Annotated in this window: 1 protein-coding gene and 1 pseudogene; both read left to right on the top strand. The window is 66.0% G+C overall.

All coding sequences use genetic code 11. The features are described from left to right. Positions 1 to 195, top strand: a 195-nt coding sequence (locus ABGA94_RS06655) for a hypothetical protein (protein WP_375366762.1), incomplete at its 5' end; no start/stop codon positions are given. A gap of 92 nt (positions 196 to 287) precedes the next feature. Continuing rightward, positions 288 to 418 (top strand): annotated as a pseudogene (locus ABGA94_RS06650) (chemotaxis protein); the annotation flags it as partial.

Raw genomic sequence — 418 nt, 5'->3', positions numbered from 1 at the left:
ATCGAGGAGGACCGCGAGCAGTTGTTCGACGAGGCGCACCGCCTGCAACTGGATCCGGCGGCCATGAAGCAGGTCGGCCAGCTGTCGGACGCCACGGCGCACCTTCGGCGCCGCCGCGTGGCGGCAGCGAACTGCATCCGGAACCGCGCCAGGCCCTGCGCTTCCCGCAGGTCAGCAGCAGCGCCATCTCGCTGAGCAACTTCTGGTACCAGCAGCCGACCCAGTACGAAACCTGGATGGGCGAACTGTTCAGTGACTGGTCCGAGAACTTCTCGACCGAGTTCAAGGTCTCGCACATGGCCTCGCGTGACATGGACCGCTCCCGCGAAGCACGCCAGGAAGCGGCGGCAATGCTCGACAATGTCGCGCAGATCAATGCCTCGCTCGGCGACGGCATGCGCGAAGTCTCCGAGTGCGC

The sequence above is a fragment of the Stenotrophomonas sp. 3diitr2024 genome, assembly GCF_042136455.1.
Classification (GTDB): domain Bacteria; phylum Pseudomonadota; class Gammaproteobacteria; order Xanthomonadales; family Xanthomonadaceae; genus Stenotrophomonas; species Stenotrophomonas sepilia.
Note: the sequence above shows the minus strand (reverse complement) of the source record. Positions and strands in the feature narration are given on the sequence as shown.